The following is an 18,106-nucleotide window of genomic DNA, read 5'->3' as shown; positions in this document are numbered from 1 at the left end:
TGCAAGGCCGGATTTCAAATGCGCCAGAGACGCGGCGTCGTATCAGGCCATTACATCCTGCATCGAAAAACATTCCCGCACTGGAATGTTTGTTGATCTGCGTCAACCATCTTCATCCGCAATCATCATAAAGACGAACCGACATGCCTGAGGAGACCGCCATGACGACCACCCGCCGCCAGTTCATGAAAACCACCGCCGGTGCGGCGGGCCTGACGCTCGCCGCGCCCGCGCTGCTGCACGCGACGGGCGCCCGCCTGCCCCGCCTTGCCATGCAGTCGCCCGGGTCCGGCCCCGGCATCCTGATCTCCCACGCCTTGGCCATCGGCGCCTTCGAAGATGTGGCCGACGAGGTGGCGTTCAGCCTGTGGCGCACGGGCGACGAGATGCGCGCGAACCTCGTGTCGGGGGACGTGCCGGTCACCGTGGTGCCGACGCAGGGCGGCGGCAGCCTCTATAACCGGGGGTTCGGCGTTCAGCTTGTCTGCACGCTGACCGACGGGCATTGCGGCCTCGTCGCGCGCGACGTCGAGAACCCGCAAGTGCCTGACCTGCGCGGACTGCGCGTAGTCGTTCCGGCCTTCAACGATTTCACCGGGCACATGATGCGCCTCGCGCTGGCCCATCACGGCGTCGGTTTGGACGAGTTGGAGCTGATCCCGGCCACGACCCAGATGGAGGCGGGGCAGGTCTTTCTCGCAGGGCGTGCCGATGCGGCGCTGCTGGCCGAACCCGGCGCCAGCGCCGTTCTGGCACGCGGCGCCGCAGACGGGCAGACCCTGTATCGCGGCCGGCAGATGCGTGACGAACTGGGCGAGATCACCGGCTTGCGCGCCTCGCTGCCGCAGGCCGCGCTGGCGATCCGATCGGATTTTGCCGCCGACCATCCGGGTCTTGCGGAGGCGCTCTACGAAGGGCTGTTTGCCGCCGCGACCTCGTTGAACGCCGATCCGGCCACGGCCGCCGCCAATGCCGCCCCGCGCCTCGACCGGCCGGCGCCGATCCTCGAGACCGCCATTCCCTACTGCAACATCACCGCGATCCGCGCATCCGAGGCCCGGCCGGTGATCGAGGCCCTGTACCAGGCCCTTCTGGACGCCGACCCCGGCATCCTGAACAATGCCATGCCCGATGACGGGTTTTACGCGATCTGATGCGGGCGGGCCTCAAAGCCCTCGGCGCGCGGGCCGACCGCCTGCGTGTCCCGCCCGAGGAACTGGTGGAAACCGGGCTTGTCCTGCTGGGCCGCTGGCTTTGGCGAGTGGGACCCGGGATCATCGGTGTCGCGCTGTTCCTTGGCCTGTGGCAGTTGGGGAACCGCGCCTATGGCAGCTTCATCCTCCCCTCGCCGCTTGAAACGGGCCGCGCCATTCTCGGCGTTCTGTCCTCGCCCGAGGGCTGGGGCCTGATCGCGGGAACGGTGGCGCGTGTGGGGCTGGCCCTGGGGTTTGCCGCGCTCATCGGCGTGGGGCTGGGCCTGGCATCGGGGTATGCCCGGCTGCTGCGCGGGATTCTGGCGCCGGTCTCGACCATTCTGCTGGGCATGCCGGCCACGGCCTGGGTCATCCTGACGATGATCTGGTTCGGGCCGTCCCATGCCTCGATCGTCTTTACCATAGCCATGGTGACGACCCCGCTCCTCTATATCGGGACGGTCGATGCGGTCCTCACCCGTGACCGGCGGCTGGAGGATATGGCCGCCGCGTTCGGCGCCGGGCCATGGCGGCGGTTTTCCAACGTCGCCCTGCGCCAGATCCTTGCCACCTTGGCCCCGGTGACGGGGATCACCCTGGCGCTCGGGTTCAAGGTGGCGATCATGGCGGAACTGGTGGCCAATGTCGCCGGGTTGGGCGGGGCCCTGGCCACGGCGCGCGCACATATGGATATCGACCGGGGGCTTGCCTATGTCGCGATGACGGTCGCGGCCTTGTTGTCGGTCGAGTACGGGTTGATCCGCCCGTTCCAGCGACGCGTCGGGCAGTGGAAACGCGGGGGCCTGATATGAGCAAGCTGGTCCTTGTGACGGTCACCCACGCTTTCGACGGGCGCACCGTGCTGCGCGACGTGTCGCTGGTCACCCAGCCGGGCGAAATGGTGGCGCTGGTCGGCCCCTCGGGCAGCGGGAAAAGCACCCTGGCGGCGATTGCGGCAGGCATCCTGCGCCCGCAATCGGGCCGGGTGATGCGGCTCTACCAGCGGCACGGGATGGTGTTTCAGCAATCCCGCCTGCTGCCCTGGGAAACCGCGCGCGGCAATATCGCCTTTCCTCTGCTCATGGACGGGATGAACAAGGCGGAGGCGACCGCCCGCGCCGAAGAGGCCGCCTTGGCGGTGGCGTTGCTGCCAAGCGACCTCGACAAGATGCCGGACCAGTTGTCGGGCGGGATGCAGGCGCGGGTGGCGATTGCCCGGGCCCTTGCGGTCAAGCCGGACTTCCTGATCTTCGATGAACCTTTCGCGGCGCTGGACCCGGCCCTGAGACGGCGCATGCAGGACCTCGTGATCGACCTGAGCGCGCGTTACGGCTTTGGCGGGCTGTTCATCACCCACGACCTGTCCGAGGCGGCGCGGGTCGCCGACCGCATCGCCGTGCTGGACCGCAAGGGCGACGGGATCATCGGCGCACTGACCCCCGAAGGCACGCCGGGCGCGCGGCGCGAGGCCGATATCTTCGCCTTCGTGCAGCGAGAGATGACGGGAAATCCGCTTCTGGCCGATCTCGTCAACGTGGACGAGCGCGCGTTGGATTACGACTGCGCCTGCGACACGCTTGGGCCACGGCGCTGCTGTTAGGCCGGTCTAGGCCGATGCGGCCGCGTGGAGCAGTTCGATCAGATAGTCGGCATTGGCGGTCGTCTCGGCACCCTGCCGCAAGGTGATCCCCACTGCGCCCGACATGTACCCCGCGCCAAGATCGAAGGTGGCCAGGTTGCCCGAGGACAGTTCGCGCGCCACCACGCCGCGCGAGATGAACCACAGCATGTCCGTATCCAGCAGCAAAGGCAGCGCCAGGTTCGGCGACACGGTTTCAAGGATCGGGCGCAGATCGGCGAGGCCTTGCGCCGCAAGAAACCCGTCCACGATCTTGCGGATGATCGACTCGCGCGTCGGCAGAATGACCGGACTGGCGCGAACGGCCTCGGCCACGTCGCTCTTCAGGCCGGGATGCCCCGCCCGGGCCACCAGCTCGATGGAATCCTCGTAGAGGAACGCAAAGCGCAACCCCGCCATCTCGGAGGCTTCGGGCATGCGCCCCACCATCAGGTCGATATCCCCCCGCCGCAGCCGATCCAGCAGGTAACCATGCGGCCCGGTGGTGACCGAGATCACGCTTGAAGGGCGATCCTGCGCATAGCGCCGCGCGACATCGGGAAAAAGGCTCGCCGCGACGGTGGGTAGCAGCCCGACGGACAATGTCTCGGTCGCCCCGTCGCCCGAAATCGCCTGAAGGCCACTTTCAAGGCTGTGCACCGCGTCAAGCGCGTGGCGTCGAAACAGGGTGCCCGGCACGGTCAGGGTCATCTTGCGCCCCGTGCGGTCGAACAGCGGATGGCCGACGATGCGCTCGATATCGGCGAGCGTCTTGGACAAGGCAGGCTGCGAAACATGCAGCCGGCGCGCGGCAGCGCTGACCGTTCCCGCCTCGGCAATTGCGAGAAAGACGCGGACATGACGCAGGCTCAAGGCATGAGGTATAACCATTTGTTATGGGTAGCGCCGATATTTCTATTTTCAATCACGAATGCGCCACGCCATACCTGCCTTCGGGAGGATTTTCACGCATGCAACCAGTGGCGATCGCATCGGCGCACAAGACCTGTCGCACAGCTTCGTGTGGCCTCTGCGCCGTGGGACAAGACCGGAGACCGCGCCGATGAACCAAAGACACGACACCGGAATGAAGGTGCGGCGGCGCGTGCTGGGCGACGATCATGTCGACCGCGCCGAGGCGCGCACCAGTGCGTTCGACGCCCAGTTCCAGAGCCTGATCACCGAGGCCGCGTGGGGCCATGTCTGGGCATCTGACGGGATCAGCGACCGCGAACGCTCGATGCTGACCATCGCGCTTCTGGCGGCGATGGGGAATTTCGAGGAGATCCCCATGCATGTGCGCGCCACGGCCCGCACCGGCGCCACGCCGCGCGATATCGCCGAGGCGCTCCAGCATGTTGCGATCTATGCCGGCGTGCCCCGCGCGAACCACGCCCTGAAACTCGCCAAGGCAACCTACGATGACATGGAGGCAGCCGAATGTCGCAAGGAAGACTGATCCCGCGGGACCGCTCGGCGCATCCGGTCGCCTACGATCCCCAATACAAGACGAGCGTCACCCGCTCGCCGTCCCTGCCCCTGTTGTCGCTGGAGTCCACGCCGACCGAGGAAACCGGCCCGCGCTTCGGCCATTCCGATCTCGGCGCGCTGGACCACGACCTGATCCGCAACTGGACCAAGGGCAAGGCCGAAGCCATCGGCGAGCGCATTCTCGTGCATGGCCGCGTGACGGACGAGACCGGGCGCGGCATCCCCGGCGCATTGGTCGAGGTCTGGCAGGCCAATGCAGGCGGACGCTACCGCCACAAGAAGGACGGCTACCTCGCGCCGCTCGACCCGAATTTCGGCGGCGCCGGACGCTGCCTGTCCGACGAAAGCGGCGCCTATGCCTTCTTCACGATCAAACCGGGCGCCTACCCCTGGCCCAACCGTGGCAATGACTGGCGGCCTGCGCATATCCATTTCGCGCTGTCGGGCCCGTGTTTCGGCCAGCGCCTGATCACCCAGATGTATTTCGAGGGCGACCCGCTGATCCATCGCTGCCCCATCGCGGCCACGGTCAAGGACCGCGGGCAACTCGACAGTCTCATGGCGCCCCTCGACATGAGCCAGGCGCGTCCGCTCGATCACCTCGCCTATCGCTTCGACATTGTCCTGCGCGGGCGGCGTCAGGCGTGGTTTGAAAACCGTCCGGAGGGGATGTGACATGGTGCAGAAACTGACCCAATGGCGCGAAACGCCGTCGCAGACCGCTGGTCCCTACGTTCATCTTGGCCTGATGCCGACCTGGGCGGGCAATGCCGGGGCGTATGAAAAGGAACTCGGCCAAAGCCCGATTGCCGAGGGCGCAAAGGGCGAGGTCATCGAGATCGCCGGTCAGGTGCTGGACGGCACCGGCTGGCCGTTGCGTGACGCGCTGATCGAAAGCTGGCAGGCCGACGCAGCGGGGCGTTTCCCCGGAACCGAGGGGGCCGATCCGGCGGTCAGCGGCTTCTGCCGCTTCGCCATCGATCCCGAGAGCGCGGAATTCACCCTGCGCACGGTCAAGCCCGGCGCGGTCAGCCTACCCGATGGCCGGGTTCAGTCGCCCCATATCGCGCTTTGGATCGTGGCGCGCGGGATCAACATGGGCCTTCAGACCCGCATCTATTTCGAGGATGCCGACCGCGATGCCGATCCGGTCCTGTCGCGGATCGAACAGCGCGACCGGGTCGAGACCCTGATCGCCAAGCCGCAGGGCGATGGCCGCTATCGGTTCGACATTCGCCTGCAAGGGCCGGGCGAAACCGTGTTCCTGGACATGTAAGGCGACCTGGCGCGATGTCCCTTTCCCCCCTCGACAGCCCGATGTGGCAGGATCTGTTCGGCAGCGCGATGGCCCGCGACTGCCTCGGAGACGACGCGCTCGTCGCCGCCATGATCCGTGTCGAGGTGGCCTTGGCCGAGGCCTGCGAAGCGCAAGGCCTGACACCGGATGGCAGCGGCGCACGGATCGCCGTGGCGCTGTCCGACGCCTCCCTGTCGCCCGCCGACCTGGCCGAGGGGGCCGCGCGGGACGGTGTGCCGATCCCTGCCCTTTTGGCCGCGCTGCGCGCGCGGCTCGACGCGCAGGGGGCCGACGCGCTCCATTGGGGCGCAACGTCTCAGGATATCGTGGACAGCGCGACCGTGCTGTGCCTGTGCGACTTCGCGGACCGGATGGGCACCGAGGCCGACGCCGTGCTGGACCGCCTCGCCGATCTTGCCGGGGCCGAGGCGGAGACGGTGATGCTGGCCCGCACGCGCACGCAAGGGGCCGTGCCCACCACCTTCGGCGCCGTGGTGGCCGATTGGGGGATGGGATTGGCCGACGCCAAGGACCGGCTGGCCGAAGCCGCCACGCGCCTGTGCGACCTGTCCCTGCATGGGGCCGCCGGAACCGATGGCGCCCTCGGGGACCGGGCCGACGCGATCCGCGAGGATATGGCTGGGCGGCTTGGGCTCAAGGCCAACCCGGCCCCGTGGCACCGTCAGCGCACCCGCATCTCCGATCTCGCTGCCGCATCCGCCGCCGTCGCGATGCAGGCCGGACGGATCGGGGCCGACCTCGCCCTTCTCGCCGCGACGGGCATCGGGGAACTGCGCCTCTCGGGTGGCGGATCGTCAGCCATGCCGCACAAGGTGAACCCGGTGCGCGCCGAGGCGGCGCAGTCGCTTGCCCGTTTCGCGGCGCATCTTCAGGGCGCGGTGACCGAGGCCGCGCTCCATGTCAGCCAGCGCGACGGCGCAGCCTGGGGGCTCGAATGGCTCTCGCTGCGGCCGCTCTGCGGGGCCTCGGCGGCAGCCCTCGACAACATCGCCCGCGCGCTCGACGGGTTGCAGCCGAACCGCGAGGCGATGGCACAGAACCTCGCCGACGCCGGTATCGGCCCATTCTCGGAACGGCTGACCTACCTGCTTGCCGCCCATATGCCACGCAGCGACGCGCGCGACGCGATGGCCGGGGCGCTGGCCACCGATAACCCCGTCGCGGCGCTCCGCGCCGCTCATCCCGAACTCGACTGGACCGACGCGATGGACCCGTTGGCCGCCGCAGGCCATGCGCCGCGCCTGGCCCGGACTTTCGCCGCATCAAGAGGACACATGACGTGAAGACACAGGTCGCCATCATCGGCGGCGGTCCTGCCGGGCTGCTGCTGTCGCAACTTCTGCACCTAAGCGGGATCGACTCGGTCGTTCTGGAGCGCCGCTCGCGCGACTACGTGCTGGGCCGCATCCGCGCGGGCGTGCTGGAATCGGGCAGCGTGAAGGTTCTGACCGAGGCGGGCGTGGGCGACCGCCTTGCCGCCGAGGGTCAGCCGCATGACGGGGTCGAATTCAGCTGGCATGACGAACGCCTGCGCATCGACCTCGAGGCGCTGACCGGGACCACCGTCACCGTTTACGGCCAGACCGAAGTGACGCGCGACCTCTATGCCGCGCTGGACGCCCGCGGGGCCGAGGTGATCCACGAGGCCGAGGTGCTGCGCATCGAAGGGGTCGAGACGGATGCCCCCGTCGTGATGTACCGGCAGGACGGCGCGGAACACCGGCTTGAGGCGCGCTTCGTCGCGGGGTGTGACGGGTTCCACGGCCCGTCGCGCAAGGCCATGCCGGATGGCGTGCGGCAGGAATTCGAGCGCGCCTACCCGTTCGGCTGGCTGGGCCTGCTGTCAAAGACGCCGCCCGCCGCGCCCGAACTGATCTATGCCGCCCATGAGCGCGGCTTTGCCCTGTGCTCCATGCGCTCCGACGAGGTCAGCCGCTACTACGTGCAGGTGCCGGTCGAGGAAAAGGTCGAGGATTGGACGCCCGAGCGCTTCTGGGACGAATTGCGCCGACGTATCCCCGCCGACGTGGCCGACGGCATGGTGACCGAGGGCGAGGTGCTGGAAATGTCCGTCGCGCCGCTACGGTCCTTCGTGTCCGAACCGATGCGCCATGGATCGCTGTTCCTGGCGGGCGACGCGGCCCATATCGTGCCGCCAACCGGGGCCAAGGGCCTCAACCTTGCGGTCTCGGACGTGTATTACCTGCACCGGGCGCTGGACCGGTTCTTCAACAACGGCACGGCAGATGGGATCGACAGCTATTCCGAGACGGCGCTTGCCCGAGTTTGGAAGGTTGAACGCTTCTCGTGGTCGCTGACCCAGATGATGCATGATTTCCCGCAACTCGGGGCTTTCGAGAAGCGGATGCAGAAGGCCGAGTTCGACTACCTCGTCCGCTCGGAAACCGCCCGCAAGGGACTTGCGGAAAACTATATCGGGCTGCCTTTCTAGGCCCGGCAGACGTCTGAAAATCCAAGGGAGGATGACATGAAGACCAAGACGACGCTTTCGGCCCTCGCACTGGCCGCCGCGATGGCAAGCCCGGCCGCCGCGCAGGACTATACCCTGACGCTCCACCATTTCCTCGGAGAACGCTCGCCCGCGCATCGTCAGATGCTTGTGCCCTGGGCCGAGCGGGTCGAGGAACTCAGTGGTGGTGCCGTCGATATCGAGGTTTACCCTTCGATGACGCTCGGCGGCCGTCCACCGGAACTGGCCGCGCAGGCCCGTGATGGTGTGGTGGACATGATCTGGACCCTGAACGGCTACACGCCGGGTCTCTTCCCGCGCACCGAGGTGTTCGAACTGCCGACCGTGTTCCTGAACGATCCGGCGGCGGCCAACCTCGCCATGGGCGCCATGTTCGACGAATACCTTGCCGATGACTACGCGGGCCTCGAAGTCATGTTCCTGCACGCCCATGCCGGCAACGCCTTCCATATGGTCGATGACGAAGTGCGCAGCCCCGCGGATCTCGAGGGCATGAACCTGCGCACCCCCTCGCGCAGCGGTGCTTGGGTGATCGAAGCCCTCGGCGCCAACCCCGTCGCCATGCCGGTGCCGGAACTGCCGCAAGCCCTGTCGCGCGGCACGGTCGATGGCGCGCTGATCCCTTGGGAAATCATCCCGCCGCTGCGCCTGCAGGAGCAGACCGAGTACCAGGTCGAAGGAACCAACATGGCCCGCTTCGGCACCTCGATCTTCCAGGTCTCGATGAACCAGGCCACCTGGGACAGCTTGCCCGAGGATATCCAGGCCGCCTTCCGCGAGGCGTCGAACGAGGCCTGGCTGCAAGAGGTCGGTGATATCTGGCGTGCGTCCGACGACTTCGGCATCAACATGGCGACCGAGGCCGGCAACACGCATATCGTGCTGTCCGAGGAAGAGACCGAGGCCATGATGGCGCCGCTGGCGGGCGTCGTCGACCGCTGGATCGAAGAGGTCTCTGGCTCGGGCGTCGACGGCGCAGCCTTGGTCGAGGCCGCCCGCGCGGCCATCGACGCGGCAGGGAACTGAACCGATGGGGACGACGGGTACACCGCTCTGGCGAGGGCTGACACGAGCCATCGACACATGGGCCCTGCTCGGCGGGCTCGTGCTCGTCGTCCTCGTTTGCGTGAACGTCTGGTCGGTCTTGGGCGGCGCCTTGGGCATCGCCTTTGCCGGTGACGTGGAACTGACAGAGATGGGCGTAGCGGCCGCCGCCTTCGCCTTTCTCCCCTTCTGCCAGTTGCACCGGCAGAACGTGCGCGCGGACCTCTTCACCGAGAAGGCCGGACCGGGCCTGCGTCGGGCGCTCGACAGCATCGGCTCCGCCATCGCGCTCGGCTTTGCGGCGCTGCTGCTCTGGCGGATGTATTTCGGTCTCGTGGACCAGATGACCTACAGCTATTCCAGCACCATCCTGCAAATTCCGATGTGGTGGGTCTATGTTCCGATCCTCGTCTCGCTCGGCCTGTTGATCCTGGCCGCGGCAATGACCCTTTTCGAAGATATTCAAGGGGAACAGTGATGGACCCGATCACGCTTGGCGCGTTGGGCCTCGCCGCCCTTATCCTTCTGCTCGTCCTGCGCATTCCCATCGCCTACGCGATGATCCTGGTCGGCGCGGTCGGCACCACGATGCTGAGCGGGCCGAATATCCTGCTCGCGCAGCTCAAGACACTGGCCTATGGGCAGTTCTCGATCTACGATCTGTCGGTCGTGCCGATGTTCGTCCTGATGGGCGCGCTGGCGGTGAAAACGGGACTGAGCCAGGACCTGTTCCGCGCCGCAAACGCGTGGTTCGGCTGGATGCGCGGCGGCACGGCCATGGCCTCGATCGCGGCCTGTGCCGGCTTTGGCGCGGTCTGCGGCTCGTCGCTGGCCACCGCCTCGACCATGGGCAAGGTCGCCCTACCCGAGTTGCGGCGCTACAACTACTCCCCTGCGCTTGCCACCGGCTCCATCGCGGCGGGCGGTGTGCTGGGCATCCTGATCCCGCCCTCGGTTGTGCTGGTGATCTACGCCATCATCGTCGAGGCCAATGTCGTCACCATGTTCATGGCGGCGCTGATCCCCGGCATCCTCGCCGTGATCCTGTTCCTGCTGACCATCGCCATCTACGTGCGGATCCGGCCCGACGCAGGCCCCGCCCATGGCGCGGGCAGCCGGGCGGAGTTCATGGCCGCAACGCGCGGCATGATCCCTGTCCTGATCGTCTTCGGGATCGTCATCGGCGGCATCTATGCCGGCCTCTACACCCCGACCCCGGCGGCGGCCATCGGCGTCTTCGTCGTGTTCGTCTTCGGGATGGTGAAGAAGCAGCTCACCCGGAAAGGCATCCTCGACTCGCTGCGCGAGACGGCCTCGACCACGGGCATGATCTTCCTGATCCTGCTGGGTGCGGAACTGCTCAAGATCTTCATGTCGCGTGCGGGCGTTCCGCAATTCGCCGCCGATTGGGCGGTGAACTCGGGGCTCACGCCGATGATGGTGCTGCTGATCCTTCTTCTGGCGCTGATCCTGCTGGGCTGCCTGATGGACTCGCTGTCGATGATCCTTCTGGTGCTGCCGTTTTTCTGGCCGGTGCTGGTGGCGATGAACGGCGGCGATTACCAGCCCGCCGACGGATCGGGCTATGGCATGTCGACCGAGCACCTGAAGATCTGGTTCGGGATATTGGCGCTCGTCGTGGTGGAACTGGGCCTGATCACGCCGCCGGTTGGGATGAACGTCTTCGTCATCTCCTCGCTGGCGCGCGATGTGCCGATGTCGACCACGTTCCGGGGCGTGGCCCCGTTCTTCGCCTCCGAGATCGTGCGGGTGGGCATCCTGATCGCCTTCCCGTCACTGACCCTTGGATTGCCCCTGTTGTTGCAGGGCTGAACCGGGTATCTCCGGGAAAAACTGCGGGAGGAAACCATGACCAACCCAGCCATCATCTGTGTCGCGATCACCGGCTCGGTGCCCACCAAGGCAGACAACCCGGCGGTCCCGGTCACCATCGCCGAGCAGGTTGAATCCACCCACGCGGCGTTCGAGGCCGGCGCGTCCATCGCCCATTGCCACGTGCGCGACGACGAGGGCAAACCCACCTCGGACCCGGAGCGTTTCGCCAAGCTCAAGGAAGGGATCGAGGCCCATTGCCCCGGCATGATCGTGCAACTCTCGACCGGTGGCCGCTCGGGCGCGGGGCGTGACCGGGGGGGCATGCTGCCGCTGGCGCCCGACATGGCGTCGCTCTCGGTTGGGTCGAACAACTTCCCGACGCGGGTCTATGAAAACGACCCCGCGCTGGTGCAATGGTTGGCCTCCGAGATGCGCAAATACGGCGTGAAGCCCGAGATCGAGGCCTTCGACCTCAGCCACATCTTCCAGGCCAAGCTGATGCAGGAGCGTGGCGAGCTGGAAGGCACCCCTTACGTGCAATTCGTCATGGGCGTGAAGAACGCGATGCCCGTCGACCGGCGCGTCTTCGATTTCTATGTCGAAACGGTCCATCGCCTGTTCGGTGAAGACGCCCCGTGGTGCGCCGCCGGGATCGGGCGGCACCAGGCCGATCTGAACGAATGGGCGGCCGAGGCCGGGGGCCATCTGCGCACCGGGCTTGAGGACAATATCCGCCTCGACCGCGACACGCTGGCACCGTCGAACGCGGCGCTAGTCAAGCGCGCCGTGGACATCGTCGAAAAGGCCGGCCGCAGCGTGGCCAGCCCGGCCGAGGCGCGCGAGATCCTCGGGCTGCGCAGCGCAGCCTGAGGCGATCCACGAAGGCTCAGGGGGCTGTCTGCCCCCGAGCCGCCGCCAACCACAGATATCCAAAGACGACGCCCGACCGCCCCTCGCGGCGCGACTTTGTATGTCTCATCATATCAGGGGCATGGGGCAAGTGGCGGAGAGACAGGGATTCGAACCCTGGAGACGGTTTCCCGCCTACACGCGTTCCAGGCGTGCGCCTTCGACCACTCGGCCACCTCTCCGTGCGCGCCGGGATAGCGCCGGAGCGCGGTCTGTGCAAGCCTAAGAAGGGTGGAAAATCATGCGCCCGGGCAGAAGGCCGGGAAGCCTCTGGAGAAAGCGCGCTGAACCGGGGTTCAACGCGCGATGACCCGCAAGGACTGCCGCAAGACAGCAGGTGCGGAATACAAACGGGTGCACTGTCTTGGTCAGGTGAGCGCGATCGTCACGCGGCGGTTCTGCCGCCCCTTTTTCTCGATCTTCGTGATGGTCAGTTTGCCGATCTCTCCCGTGCGCGCGACATGGGTGCCGCCGCAGGGTTGCAGGTCGATCTGGTCCTTGCCCTCGCCGATCCGCACGAGGCGAATGCGCCCTGCCCCGCGTGGTGGCTGCACCGACAGCGTCTTGACCAGCGCCGGGTTGGCGTCGAGTTCTGCCTCGGTGATCCAGTCCTCGGTCACGGGCAGGTCACGGGTGACGAGCGTATTCAGCTGGCCTTCCAGAATGGCCTTGTCGCCCGGCGCGTCGGGCATGTCGAAATCCAGCCGCCCCTTGTCGGCGCCGATGGCGCCTCCGGTCACGGGCAGCGGGATCACGACCGACAGAAGATGCAGGGCGGTGTGGATGCGCATGTGCCCGTGGCGGCGCTCCCAATCGAGGTGCTGGTCGATCTCGGCGCCGACGGGCGGCAAGGCGCCGGGCTCGGACGGCACGAGGATGACATCCTCGCCCTCGCCCTTCACGGCCGTGGCGATGGTCAACTTGCCGCCTTCCCAGACCAGCCGCCCGGAATCGCCCGGCTGTCCGCCGCCGCGCGGGTAGAACACGGTGCGGTCAAGAAGGATGCCCCCCTCGTCCGTCAGGCCGGTCACCGTGGCGGTGGCCGATTTCCGGTAGGGGTCGGTGCGAAACAACATCTCTGTCATGGTCAGGTGTCCTCGGGGCCATCGGGTGCGGCGTCGTCCTGCGTCATGGCCTCTTCGATCTGGGGCTGCTCGGTTTCCACGTCGATCTCCTCGGCATCCTGCCCGACCGTCTTGGGGGTCGGGCGCAGGGCCTCGGGATTGCGCAACCAGATATCGCGCTGCGCGAAGGGAATCTCGATGCCCTCCTCGGCAAAGCGTTCCGCGATGCGATGGTGGATCTCGGTCTTGACCGAAACCAGCTGGTTCACGTCGCGCAGGATCGCGCGGATGCGGAAATCGAGCGAGTCCGCCCCGAAGCCGAGGAAGTCCACCCCCGGTTCGGGAAAGGCCGCGACGACCGGGTTTTCGCGCACGATCTCCATCAGGATGTTCTGCACCTTGCGGGTGTCGGTGCCATAGGCCACGCCCACGGTGATGACCGCCCGCCCGATCGTGTTGCCCCGCGTCCAGTTCGTCACCGTCCCGGAGATGAAATCGGCGTTGGGCACGATCACGTCGGTCTTGTCGAAGGTCTCGATCCGGGTCGAGCGCACCGAGATGCGCTTGACGATCCCCATGTAAGAGCCGACCTCGATCCAGTCGCCTTCGGAGATCGGGCGCTCGATCAGCAGGATGATGCCCGAGACGAAGTTGTTGACCACGTTCTGAAGGCCAAAGCCGATCCCGACCGACAGCGCACCCAGCACGAAGCCGAGCGCCGTGAGGTCGATGCCGCCCGCGGTGATGGCGATCATGGCCGCAAGGCCGATCCCCACGTAGCCCACACCCGAGGTCACGGCATTGCGCGCGCCGGTGTCGAGCTTGGTGCGCGGCAGAACGGTCGAGCGCAGCGCGCCCTGCAAAAGCCGCGTCGCCACGTAACCCACGGCGAAGAACAGAACGACAGCAAAAATATTGCCCGGCGTGATGCGCGCCTCGCCGATGGTGAAGCCTTCCCAGAACCGGGCATAGACCTCGGCCAATTGCTCGGGGCGGACGCCCCACGTCAGCGCGAAGAGCGGCAAGGCCCCGAAGGCGAGCAGGAAATTGACGACGATCGGCAGCAGCGCCTCGGAGGCGGAATCGTGGGTCGTGCGGAAAATGATGGCGTAGAGATCGCGCACCACCGGCTGCAAGGCCACCAGAACACCGAAGATCGCAAGGCTGAGCGCCGTGGGCACCATCAGCGACTCGGCCATGTTCACGTAGCCCACGACCGCCAGCGCCGGCCCCGCGACGCCCACGAGGAGCAGCAGCCGCTGCACGAGGCTGAGAATCCGCCGCATGAACCCGGGCGACTCGTCCTCGCCCGTTTCGGTGCGCCCGCTTTGCAGCAGACGCGAGGCGCGCCAGAAGAACAGCGCAAGGCCAACATAGACGGGCAGTTGCAGCACGCCCTGCGCTGCGGGCGGCACCTCGTCCATAGCCGCGATAGTCTGCATCACGACGGCAAGGCCGACGAAAAAGCCGATGATGAAGAAAATGCGCCGCGCACGGGCACGCTGAGTGCTGTCCAGCTCAAGCACCCCCATCGGCAGATCGCCCTCCGGGAACAGCCGCCCGCCCAGCCAGAGCGCGAAGTAGGACGCCGTCATGAGCGCCGCGAGCGCCTCCAGAAGCGATTGCGCCGACGGGCCGACCAGCCCCGAGGCGACAAAGGCCCCGAGCACCAGGATCAAGCCGACCAACGGGATCAACATCTGCAAGAGCGACACGAAGAAGACCAACGTCGGTCGCCCGCGCTCGCGCGTGCGCGCCTCAAGCCGGTCGGTCAAGCGATGCGTCCATAGCCGACCGCGCAGCAGGGCCACCAGCGCCACCAGCAGCATCACCACCAGCACCGGCGCGCTTTGCAGGAATTGCTCGCGCTGCGCCGGGTTGGTCAACCGGCCCATGAAATCCGATTGCAGCGACCCGGCCAGCGCGGTCAATCCCGTCAAAGCAGGCGTCCAGTTCACCGGATTTGCCGGGCTCGGCGCAAGTTCGAGCAGTTGTTCCTGTTGCCGCGCGCTCAGCAGGTTGTCGATCTCGGTGATCAGCCCGTCGGCGCGGGTATAGGCCTGGCTGGCCTCGACGCGGGGCACCTGCGCTTCCTGGAGTTGCGTGTTCAGCGTCGCGCGGCGTTGGGCAATGGCGTCAGGTTCGGTTTCACCTTCGGCCGGCGGTGCGCCCAAAGCATCGATCTGTGCCTGCAGTGTGTTGATCCGCGTCGAATTCGCGCTTTCGGCGTCAAGAAAGCGGGCGCGCCAATTGACGAGCGTCTCGCGCAGGTTCTCGAAGAACGCGGTCGAGGCCGTCCCGGCCTCGAGCAGGTTCTCGATGCGGGTCGCCTCGGACTCCCACGCCTCATAATCGATCCCCGAGGCCGTCGCGGTCGCGGGGGTTGCCTCTTGCGCGATGACCGGTGCGGCGCTGCCCAGAGCAACCAAGCTCAGCGCAAGCATGACCAACGCGAGGCGCAGAGTTCGCATGACTGCGTTCATGACATCAGTCCTCGAAAACCGAGGGAATGCCGCGCGGCTCGGCCACCAGCCATTCGGGCACCGGCAGGCCTTTTTCGCGCAGGAAGGCGGGGTTCCACAGTTTCGACTGATAGCGCGTGCCGTAGTCGCACAGGATTGTCACGATGGTATGGCCCGGCCCCATCTCTTGCGCCATGCGCACGGCACCCGCCACGTTGACCCCGGACGAGCCACCAAGGCAAAGCCCCTCTTCGGCCAAAAGGTCGAAGACGATCGGCAGCGCCTCGCTATCGGGGATCTTGTAGCAGGTATCGGGGGTGAACCCCTCCAGATTGGCGGTGATGCGCCCCTGCCCGATGCCTTCGGTGATCGAGTCGCCGCCCGCCTCCTGCCCGGTATAGAGCTTGTAGAGGCCGGAGCCCTCGGGGTCCGACAGCGCGACCTTCACGCCCTTGGGCTGGAGCACCATGCCCACACCCGCCAGCGTGCCGCCCGATCCCACGGCGCAGGTGAACCCGTCGATCTTGCCGCCGGTCTGGTCCCAGATCTCGGGGCCGGTGGTGTCGATATGGGCCTGGCGGTTGGCGGTATTGTCGAACTGGTTGGCCCAGATCGCGCCATTCTCCTCGGATTGGGCAAGGCGTTCGGCCAGCCGCCCCGAATAGCGCACGTAGTTGTTCGGGTTGGAATAGGGCACCGCCGGAACCTGGATCAGCTCGGCCCCGGCAAGGCGCAGCATGTCCTTCTTTTCCTGGCTCTGCGTCTCGGGGATGACGATGACGGTCTTGAACCCCATCGACGCGCCCACCAGCGCAAGGCCGATGCCGGTATTGCCCGCAGTCCCTTCGACGATGGTGCCACCGGGCCGCAGCAGGCCCTTGTCGACCGCATCGCGGATGATGAACAGGGCGGCGCGGTCCTTGACCGACTGGCCGGGGTTCATGAACTCGGCCTTGCCGAGGATCTCGCACCCGGTGGCGTCGCTGACCTTGTTCAGCCGGATCAGCGGCGTGTTGCCGACGGCGGCGGCGAGGTCTGCATGAACGGTCATGGCGGGCCCTTTCGGCTCTGGCGTATTGGGGTTCAAGGGATAGGTGCCGCGGGGAGGATGATCAACCCGCCGCAGCCGCGCGCAAGCGGTCGTGATGGGCGATCAGCCATTGCATCGAGATCACCAGCGGCGCGTTCACCATGTCGCCACCCTCCAGCATTTCGACGGCAAGATCGAACGGCACGAGATGGCTGAGAATGTCCTCGCCCTCCCCCGGATGGCCACCTGTGCCGGTCACCTCGTCGGGCAGGTCGGCAAGCCCGATATAGGAGTAAAGCACCTGCGCAATGCCGCCGGGGCTGGGATAGTAGCGCGCAACGAAATGCAGATCCCCGAGGTCGATCCCGGCCTCTTCCTGCGTCTCGCGGCGCGCGCTGACCTCCGGTGCTTCGCCCGCGTCGATCATGCCCGCAACCGGTTCCAACAGCCACGGCGATCGGTCGCCATGGGCCAGCGCGCCGAAGCGCAACTGTTCGATCAGCAGGATCCGGTCGCGCACCGGGTCATAGGGCAGCACGGTGACGGCATCGGCCACGTTGAAGACCGCGCGATCCACAAGGTGATCCCCCGCCCCGTCAAAGCGGCGGAAGCGCGCGCGCATCTCCTCGACGGTGAAGAACCCGTCATAGGGGTGGCGGCGTTCCTCGATCACGACATCCGACAGGTCGAGGCTGGCGCCCACATGGCCCGGGCGTCGCCAGCGGGACGTGTCGAGGCGTGCCTGGGCCCGCGAGCGGATCATGCCGACAACGTGCCCCATATCGCCTGGCGCGACCTTGCCGAAGCGGCGCATGATCTCCTCGGCGGCAAGGCGGGTCAGATCGCCCCATTCGGTCATCCAGTCCGACAGCGACCAATCCGGGCCGTCCAGCTGCGAGCTGCCGCTGGCCGGGCGCCAAAGCTGCGCTTTCACATGAACATCCGCCGTTTCGACGGGCACCTCGACACGCACATAGTCGAATATCGCCTCGTAGAAATCGAGGCGCGCCAAAGCGGTGTCATCGACGCGCACAAGCAAGCCATGCGCCCCGGACCCGGGCACCAGCACCGGCCAATCGCCATCCTGCGCGCGCGCCGCGCGTTCGCCTGGCAGGGTGGCGGCCTCGGCCTCGAGCGGTTGCCCTGCAACCGCCTCGAACAGCGCCGCGTCGCGCAGCGTTCCAAAAAGAAAGACAGGGGTCATGCGGCTATTTCCAGAGCTTCGAGGCGATCTCGACCAATGCCCCGGCGATCATCCCGCCGATCAAAAGCGTTCCCCAGATCGGGATCGTCAGCGATTGCAGGAAATAGTCGCGGAAGAGTTCCAGCGTCGCGATCACGGCCTCGCCCGGGCTGTCGTAGCGCAGGTTGGACGAGCGGCGAAACATCTCGCGCAGGGCAAAGAGCAGGATGCCGAAAAACGCCATCTGGACCGAGGTTCGCGCCCCCTGCCCGACCGAAGCCCCAATGCCGCTGCCCGCATTGCCACCGGCCACCATCCACCCCTGCCACACCCCGATCAGGCCGATGGTCAGGGGAAAATAGGTCGCTGCCATCTCGGGAGGAAACGTGTCGAGCACGAACCCCGCCGCAACCCAGCCGATGCCGAAAAACAGGATGGCCCCGACGAGTTTGGCAGCGGTGGGCATG

The 18,106-nt window shown here is 66.8% G+C and carries 18 protein-coding genes and 1 tRNA gene; 12 read left to right on the top strand and 7 right to left on the bottom strand.

Annotation, left to right across the window (positions count from 1 at the left end):
* The first annotated feature begins 161 nt into the window (after window positions 1-161).
* The 3 genes from KUV65_RS02300 to KUV65_RS02290 are packed head-to-tail and all read left to right on the top strand — an operon-like array spanning window position 162 to window position 2,793.
* The gene (locus tag KUV65_RS02300) at window positions 162-1,154 is read left to right on the top strand and encodes an ABC transporter substrate-binding protein (RefSeq protein ID WP_222187242.1); all 993 of its coding nucleotides are present in this window, start codon (window positions 162-164) and stop codon (window positions 1,152-1,154) included.
* A complete protein-coding gene (locus KUV65_RS02295; RefSeq protein WP_222187241.1) occupies window positions 1,154-2,005 on the top strand; it encodes an ABC transporter permease in 852 nt (283 codons plus the stop codon). The genes KUV65_RS02300 and KUV65_RS02295 overlap by 1 nt, the downstream gene beginning before the upstream one ends.
* Window positions 2,002-2,793 carry an ABC transporter ATP-binding protein gene (locus KUV65_RS02290; RefSeq protein WP_222187240.1) on the top strand — a complete coding sequence of 264 codons (792 nt, stop codon included), beginning with the start codon at window positions 2,002-2,004 and terminating at the stop codon, window positions 2,791-2,793. Before KUV65_RS02295 ends, KUV65_RS02290 begins: the two co-directional genes overlap by 4 nt.
* A gap of 6 nt (window positions 2,794-2,799) precedes the next feature.
* Here the strand turns inward: KUV65_RS02290 and KUV65_RS02285 are convergent, their stop codons facing one another.
* The gene (locus KUV65_RS02285; protein WP_222187239.1) at window positions 2,800-3,702 is read right to left on the bottom strand and encodes a LysR substrate-binding domain-containing protein; all 903 of its coding nucleotides are present in this window, start codon (window positions 3,700-3,702) and stop codon (window positions 2,800-2,802) included.
* Window positions 3,703-3,874: 172 nt separating this feature from the next.
* Between KUV65_RS02285 and pcaC the strand changes: the two genes are divergently transcribed.
* The 9 genes from pcaC to KUV65_RS02240 are packed head-to-tail and all read left to right on the top strand — an operon-like array spanning window position 3,875 to window position 11,861.
* The gene (gene pcaC, locus KUV65_RS02280; protein WP_222187238.1) at window positions 3,875-4,270 is read left to right on the top strand and encodes a 4-carboxymuconolactone decarboxylase; all 396 of its coding nucleotides are present in this window, start codon (window positions 3,875-3,877) and stop codon (window positions 4,268-4,270) included.
* Window positions 4,252-4,977, top strand: a complete 726-nt coding sequence (pcaH, locus tag KUV65_RS02275; RefSeq protein WP_222187237.1) for a protocatechuate 3,4-dioxygenase subunit beta — start codon at window positions 4,252-4,254, stop codon at window positions 4,975-4,977. The genes pcaC and pcaH overlap by 19 nt, the downstream gene beginning before the upstream one ends.
* Before the next feature lies 1 nt (window position 4,978).
* A complete protein-coding gene (gene pcaG / locus KUV65_RS02270) occupies window positions 4,979-5,578 on the top strand; it encodes a protocatechuate 3,4-dioxygenase subunit alpha (RefSeq protein ID WP_222187236.1) in 600 nt (199 codons plus the stop codon).
* Window positions 5,579-5,592: 14 nt separating this feature from the next.
* Window positions 5,593-6,903: a lyase family protein gene (locus KUV65_RS02265; protein ID WP_222187235.1), complete on the top strand. Its 1,311-nt coding sequence runs from the start codon at window positions 5,593-5,595 to the stop codon at window positions 6,901-6,903.
* A complete protein-coding gene (gene pobA / locus KUV65_RS02260; RefSeq protein ID WP_222187234.1) occupies window positions 6,900-8,072 on the top strand; it encodes a 4-hydroxybenzoate 3-monooxygenase in 1,173 nt (390 codons plus the stop codon). Before KUV65_RS02265 ends, pobA begins: the two co-directional genes overlap by 4 nt.
* Window positions 8,073-8,108: 36 nt before the next feature.
* Window positions 8,109-9,137, top strand: a complete 1,029-nt coding sequence (locus KUV65_RS02255; protein ID WP_222187233.1) for a TRAP transporter substrate-binding protein — start codon at window positions 8,109-8,111, stop codon at window positions 9,135-9,137.
* A gap of 4 nt (window positions 9,138-9,141) precedes the next feature.
* Window positions 9,142-9,633: a TRAP transporter small permease gene (locus tag KUV65_RS02250; RefSeq protein WP_222187232.1), complete on the top strand. Its 492-nt coding sequence runs from the start codon at window positions 9,142-9,144 to the stop codon at window positions 9,631-9,633.
* Window positions 9,633-10,988 (top strand): TRAP transporter large permease, encoded by a 1,356-nt coding sequence (locus KUV65_RS02245; RefSeq protein WP_222187231.1) that lies wholly within the window; start codon window positions 9,633-9,635, stop codon window positions 10,986-10,988. The genes KUV65_RS02250 and KUV65_RS02245 overlap by 1 nt, the downstream gene beginning before the upstream one ends.
* A 36-nt stretch (window positions 10,989-11,024) precedes the next feature.
* A complete protein-coding gene (locus KUV65_RS02240) occupies window positions 11,025-11,861 on the top strand; it encodes a 3-keto-5-aminohexanoate cleavage protein (protein WP_222187230.1) in 837 nt (278 codons plus the stop codon).
* 131 nt (window positions 11,862-11,992) lie between these two features.
* On the opposite strand, the gene KUV65_RS02235 is transcribed toward KUV65_RS02240, so the two are convergent.
* The 6 genes from KUV65_RS02235 to KUV65_RS02210 all read right to left on the bottom strand — a co-directional run bounded on the left by KUV65_RS02235 (window position 11,993) and on the right by KUV65_RS02210 (window position 18,105).
* A tRNA-Ser gene (locus KUV65_RS02235) sits at window positions 11,993-12,082 on the bottom strand.
* A 186-nt stretch (window positions 12,083-12,268) separates the two neighbouring features.
* A complete protein-coding gene (locus tag KUV65_RS02230; protein WP_222187229.1) occupies window positions 12,269-12,985 on the bottom strand; it encodes an alanyl-tRNA editing protein in 717 nt (238 codons plus the stop codon).
* Window positions 12,986-12,987: 2 nt separating this feature from the next.
* The gene (locus KUV65_RS02225) at window positions 12,988-15,447 is read right to left on the bottom strand and encodes a DUF3772 domain-containing protein (protein WP_222187228.1); all 2,460 of its coding nucleotides are present in this window, start codon (window positions 15,445-15,447) and stop codon (window positions 12,988-12,990) included.
* A 4-nt stretch (window positions 15,448-15,451) separates the two neighbouring features.
* A complete protein-coding gene (locus KUV65_RS02220; RefSeq protein WP_222187227.1) occupies window positions 15,452-16,477 on the bottom strand; it encodes a cysteine synthase A in 1,026 nt (341 codons plus the stop codon).
* A gap of 61 nt (window positions 16,478-16,538) precedes the next feature.
* Window positions 16,539-17,660 carry a gamma-glutamylcyclotransferase gene (locus KUV65_RS02215; RefSeq protein WP_222187226.1) on the bottom strand — a complete coding sequence of 374 codons (1,122 nt, stop codon included), beginning with the start codon at window positions 17,658-17,660 and terminating at the stop codon, window positions 16,539-16,541.
* Window positions 17,661-17,664: 4 nt separating this feature from the next.
* On the bottom strand, window positions 17,665-18,105 hold the full coding sequence (locus KUV65_RS02210; protein ID WP_222187225.1) for a TrgA family protein: 441 nt from the start codon (window positions 18,103-18,105) through the stop codon (window positions 17,665-17,667).
* Window position 18,106: the final 1 nt, after the last annotated feature.

The sequence above is a fragment of the Maritalea mobilis genome (genome assembly GCF_019800885.1).
Classification (GTDB): Bacteria; Pseudomonadota; Alphaproteobacteria; order Rhodobacterales; family Rhodobacteraceae; genus Roseibacterium; species Roseibacterium beibuensis.
Note: the sequence above shows the minus strand (reverse complement) of the source record. Positions and strands in the feature narration are given on the sequence as shown.